The organism is Bradyrhizobium sp. (assembly GCF_049581145.1).
Taxonomy (GTDB): Bacteria; Pseudomonadota; Alphaproteobacteria; order Rhizobiales; family Xanthobacteraceae; genus Bradyrhizobium.
Genome location: NZ_JBAURI010000057.1, coordinates 1 through 4,821, shown reverse-complemented (window position 1 = coordinate 4,821; position 4,821 = coordinate 1). Strand labels below are relative to the sequence as shown.

Here is a 4,821-nt window from a genome sequence, read left to right as displayed (position 1 = left end):
GGCTGTCACGCCTGGTGACGCGGCCGGCGACGATCGGCTTCGGCAAGAGCTATCCCGAGTTCTGGATCAATCTGCGCACCGGCGTGCCGAAGATGGCACCGGAGAGCGGCGGCCATGTCTGCCTGCGCGCCAAAACGACGACCGAGGTCGATGCTTTCCACGAAGCTGCGCTGCGGGCCGGCGGCGCCTCCGATGGACCGCCGGGCCTGAGGCCGCATGATCGCGTGCGCTATTACGCGGCGTTCGTCCTCGATCCCGACGGCAACCGGATCGAGGCCGTGACGTTTCCGTCCGAATGACGCCTCCGATTTTGACGCGTTTCCTTGACGCGAACCGGGGACCATCTCGCTGGAAAAAACGCTTCAGCTAAAACTTCTGCACGATCTCGGGTGTCAGCTCCTGCGATTCTTCCGGCACAGGGGCCGCAGCGGCCTGCAGGCGAGGCAGGATGTCCTCGACCCGTTCGGCCTTGAGGATATCGACCGACAGGCCGGAGCGGATGAATTGCGTCTCGCGCATGTGCAGGAGCAGCGCAAACAGCGGTTCCCAGAAGTCGTCGATGTTGGCGAGTAGCACCGGCTTGGCATGGCGGCCGAGCTGTTTCCAGGTCAGCTGCTCGACCAGCTCTTCCAGCGTGCCGACGCCGCCCGGCAGCGCCACGAAGGCGTCGGAATGCTCGAACATCAGTCGCTTGCGCTCGTGCATGTCGGGCGTGACGATCATTTCCTGGACGCGGGTCAGCGCGTTTTCGCGTGCGGTGAGGAAATCGGGGATGATGCCGGTGACGGTGCCGCCGTGGTCGAGCACGGAAGTGGCCACCGCGCCCATCATCCCCAGCGATCCGCCGCCATAAACGAGGCGAACGCCATTCTCTGCAAGCGTCTTTCCGAACGCTGTAGCCGCTTCAATGAAGCGGGGGTTTGTGCCGGGGCCGGAGCCGCAATAGACACAGACGGTTTTGATTTTGCTCATTCGAGTCATCTGGCACTGCAGCGTAAAGTTCGTCAAGTCATGAATGATTCGCAAAATACTCCTGAATCTACCGTTAATGCCCAACAATCGGCAAAGATTTTGCGATCAGCCGGGATGCACGTGGCATTTAGACACTATATGACCATGCCGACACAGATGAAAAACGCGGCACAATGAGGCGATTTTCCGGGCTCCATGAATCGATTTCCAGGCTCCTGATAGATGGCTCATCCTGATTTGTCCGCGCGCGGCGGCCAGGCGCTCCCCTCCGAGAACAGGTCGGCCGAACAGGCGACCCTGATGGGGACGCTGGCGCATCTGTGGCCTTACATCTGGCCCAGCGACCGCGCCGACCTCAAGATGCGCGTGGTCTGGTCGGTCGTGCTGCTCCTGATCGCCAAGCTCGCGACCCTGTCGGTGCCATTCACCTTCAAATGGGCGACCGACGCTTTGAGCGGCAAGGGGAGCGCGCCGCTCGGGTCCTCGAACTGGACGATGTGGCTCGTTGCCTCGCCGCTGATCATGACCGCGAGCTACGGCGCGCTGCGTGTGCTGATGGCGATCCTGACCCAGTGGCGGGACGGTATTTTTGCGCGCGTGGCGATGCATGCGGTGCGCAAGCTCGCTTACATCACCTTCGTTCACATGCACGAATTGTCGTTGCGCTTTCACCTGGAGCGCAAGACCGGCGGGTTGACGCGCGTCCTGGAGCGCGGCCGCGGCGGCATCGAAACCATCGTGCGGATGGTGATCCTGCAGTTGATCCCGACCGTCGTCGAGGTCTCGCTCCTGATGGGCGTCTTGCTGTGGCAGTTCGACTGGCGTTACGTCCTCGCCACGCTGACCACCGTCGTGATCTTCATGTCCTTCACCTATTTCGCCACCGAGTGGCGGATCGGCATCCGCCGCAAGATGAACGATTCCGACAGCGATGCGAACACCAAGGCGATCGACTCGCTGTTGAACTACGAGACCGTGAAATATTTCGGCGCGGAGGAGCGCGAGGCCAGCCGCTACGATCGTTCAATGGAGCGCTACGAGCAGGCGAGCGTCAAGGCCTACACGTCGCTCGCCCTGCTCAACACCGGGCAGGCCGTCATCTTCACCGTGGGCCTGACTGCGACCATGATCATGTGCGCGATCGGGGTGCGCAGCGGGCGCAACTCGGTCGGCGATTTCGTCATGGTCAACGCCATGATGATCCAGCTTTATCAGCCGCTGAACTTCATGGGCATGGTCTATCGCGAGATCAAGCAGGCGATCATCGATATCGAGAAGATGTTCGACGTGCTGGCGCGCGAGCCCGAGATCGAGGACGTCCCAGGCGCAAAGCCCTTGCTGGTGACCTCGGGCAGCGTGCGTTTCGAGAGCGTGAGCTTTTCCTATGAGCCTGAGCGCGAGATCTTGAAGGGAGTGAGCTTCGAGGTGCCGGCCGGCAGGACGGTGGCGATCGTCGGCCCCTCGGGCGCCGGCAAATCGACGATTTCCCGGCTCCTGTTCCGGCTTTATGACGTCTCGGGCGGCCGCATCCTGATCGACGGCCAGGATATCCGGAGCGTCACGCAGGCCTCGCTGCGGGCCGCGATCGGCATGGTGCCGCAGGACACCGTGCTGTTCAACGACACCATTCGCTACAACATCCGCTATGGCCGCTGGGATGCCGGCGATGCCGAGGTCGAGGAGGCCGCGCGGCTCGCCCAGATCGACGGCTTCATCCGCATGGCGCCCAAGGGCTACGAGACCCAGGTCGGCGAGCGCGGCCTGAAGCTGTCGGGCGGCGAGAAGCAGCGTGTCGCGATCGCGCGCACGGTCTTGAAGGCGCCGCCGATCCTGGTGCTGGACGAAGCGACGTCGGCGCTGGACAGCCACACCGAGCACGAAATCCAGGGCGCGCTCGACCGGGTGTCGCGCAACCGCACTTCGCTGGTGATCGCGCACCGGCTCTCCACCGTCGTCGGCGCCGATGAAATCATCGTGCTGGACCAGGGCTGCATCGCCGAGCGCGGCACGCACGCCCAACTTTTGGCGAAGAGCGGGCTCTATGCTGCGTTGTGGAACAGGCAGCGCGAGGCCGAGGAGGCCCGTGAGCGGCTGGCGCAGATCGACGACGATGATGACACGCCCAATCGGGTGCCGCCGCCGGTCGACGAAGCGATCGCAACCGCCGCGGAATGAGCGCAATCACATGATGGCAAATCGCTCTCGCCGCATGGTAGAGGGGTTCGACGACGTCGAGCCGGGAGAGGGACGCCAAAATGACCAGTGAGCTTTGATGTCGATTACCGATTCCATTCGCGGACAAATTCCACCAATCCACCCGGAAGGGTATCCCTTCATCGGCGGTTTCGCGCTGGTGACCCTGATCCTGTTCTGGATCTGGTCGCCGCTCGGCTGGATCGGCACCGTGCTGACGATCTGGTGCGCGCTGTTCTTCCGCGACCCGGTGCGGGTCACGCCGGTGCGCGACGGCATCGTGGTGGCGCCGGCCGACGGCCGGATTTCCATGATCACCCAGGCTTTGCCTCCGGCCGAGCTCGGGCTCGGCGACCGGCCGCTGCCGCGCGTCTCGATCTTCATGAGCGTGTTCAACTGCCACGTCAATCGCAGCCCGGTGACGGGGCGGATCGATCGTATCGCCTATCGGCCGGGCAAGTTCATCAATGCCGAGCTCGACAAGGCGAGCGAGGACAATGAACGCAACTCGCTGGTGATCTCCACCCCGCAGGGGCGCATCGGCGTGATCCAGATCGCAGGTCTGGTGGCGCGCCGCATCGTGTCGTTCGTCCGTGAAGGCCAGTCGATCGGGGCGGGCGAGCGGTTCGGGCTGATCAGGTTCGGATCGCGTCTCGACGTCTATCTGCCCGACGGCACCAAGCCGTTGGTCGCGGAAGGCCAGACAGCGCTTGCTGGCGAGACCATTCTGGCCGACTTCCGCGTCAACGATCCGGGCCGGACCTTCCGTAGCATTTGATTAACCCTCTCGCCAGGGTACGAAACTGCCGCAGCGATGGCGGCCAGCCGCGGCGCTTGCTATATGGTGATGCATGATGGACCCATTCGAGCCGCCATCTCCGGAGTTGCGCCGTCGCCGGTTTCGTCCGATTCCGGTGCGGATGCTGGTGCCCAACGTCATCACCCTGCTTGCGATCTGCGCCGGGTTGACTGCAATCCGGCTGTCCACGGAAGGGCGGATGGACATCGCGGTGTACGCGATCGTATTGGCCGCCTTTCTCGACGGCGTCGATGGCCGCGTCGCGCGCATGATCAAGGGGCAGTCGAAATTCGGTGCCGAGCTCGACAGCCTCGCCGATTTCGTCAATTTCGGTGTTGCGCCGGGCCTGATCCTGTATTTCTGGCAATTGCACGAGCTGAATAATGGTGGCTGGATCGCGGCCATGGTGTTCGCGATCAGCGGCGGGTTACGGCTGGCGCGTTTCAATGCCGCGATCGACCAGCCGAACAAGCCGGCCTTCGCCGCGAACTATTTCACCGGCGTTCCCGCGCCCGCCGGCGCGATCACTGTCCTGTTGCCGATCTATCTCGCGTTCCTGGGGCTGCCCAAGCCGCCGGCCACGCTGACGGCGTTTTATACGCTTTTGATCGCGTTCCTGATGGTGTCGCGGCTGCCGGTATTTTCGGGCAAGAGCGTGCGCATGCGCGTGCCGCCGGAGCTGGTGCTGCCGGTCTTCGTCTCGGTCATCCTCTTCATTGCGCTGCTGATCGGCTATCCCTGGTACCTTCTGTCGGCCGGCGCGGTACTTTATCTGCTTGGCCTGCCGCTCAGCTGGAAATCCTATCGCGGTCAGGCGCGCCATCTGGCCGCGGTCACGGCGCCCGCTGGGGTGACGA

5 protein-coding genes are annotated in these 4,821 nt (G+C 63.5%); 4 read left to right on the top strand and 1 reads right to left on the bottom strand.

Going from position 1 to position 4,821, the window contains the following annotated elements; all coding sequences use genetic code 11:
* A partial coding sequence (locus WCB02_RS01665) for a VOC family protein (RefSeq protein ID WP_423955648.1) occupies window positions 1–299 on the top strand: 299 nt, incomplete at its 5' end.
* A 67-nt stretch (window positions 300–366) separates the two neighbouring features.
* Here WCB02_RS01665 and WCB02_RS01660 read toward each other — a convergent pair.
* Window positions 367–972 carry a TIGR00730 family Rossman fold protein gene (locus tag WCB02_RS01660; protein ID WP_423955653.1) on the bottom strand — a complete coding sequence of 202 codons (606 nt, stop codon included), beginning with the start codon at window positions 970–972 and terminating at the stop codon, window positions 367–369.
* A gap of 300 nt (window positions 973–1,272) precedes the next feature.
* On the opposite strand from WCB02_RS01660, the gene WCB02_RS01655 reads away from it, so the two are divergent.
* The 3 genes from WCB02_RS01655 to pssA form a co-directional block, all read left to right on the top strand.
* Complete coding sequence (locus tag WCB02_RS01655) at window positions 1,273–3,147, top strand: ABCB family ABC transporter ATP-binding protein/permease (protein ID WP_423955650.1); 1,875 nt, start codon at window positions 1,273–1,275, stop codon at window positions 3,145–3,147.
* A gap of 97 nt (window positions 3,148–3,244) precedes the next feature.
* Entirely contained in the window at window positions 3,245–3,943 is a 699-nt protein-coding gene (locus WCB02_RS01650; RefSeq protein ID WP_423955646.1) for a phosphatidylserine decarboxylase, read from the top strand.
* 76 nt (window positions 3,944–4,019) lie between these two features.
* Window positions 4,020–4,821, top strand: an 802-nt coding sequence (pssA, locus tag WCB02_RS01645) for a CDP-diacylglycerol--serine O-phosphatidyltransferase (protein ID WP_423955644.1), incomplete at its 3' end; no start/stop codon positions are given.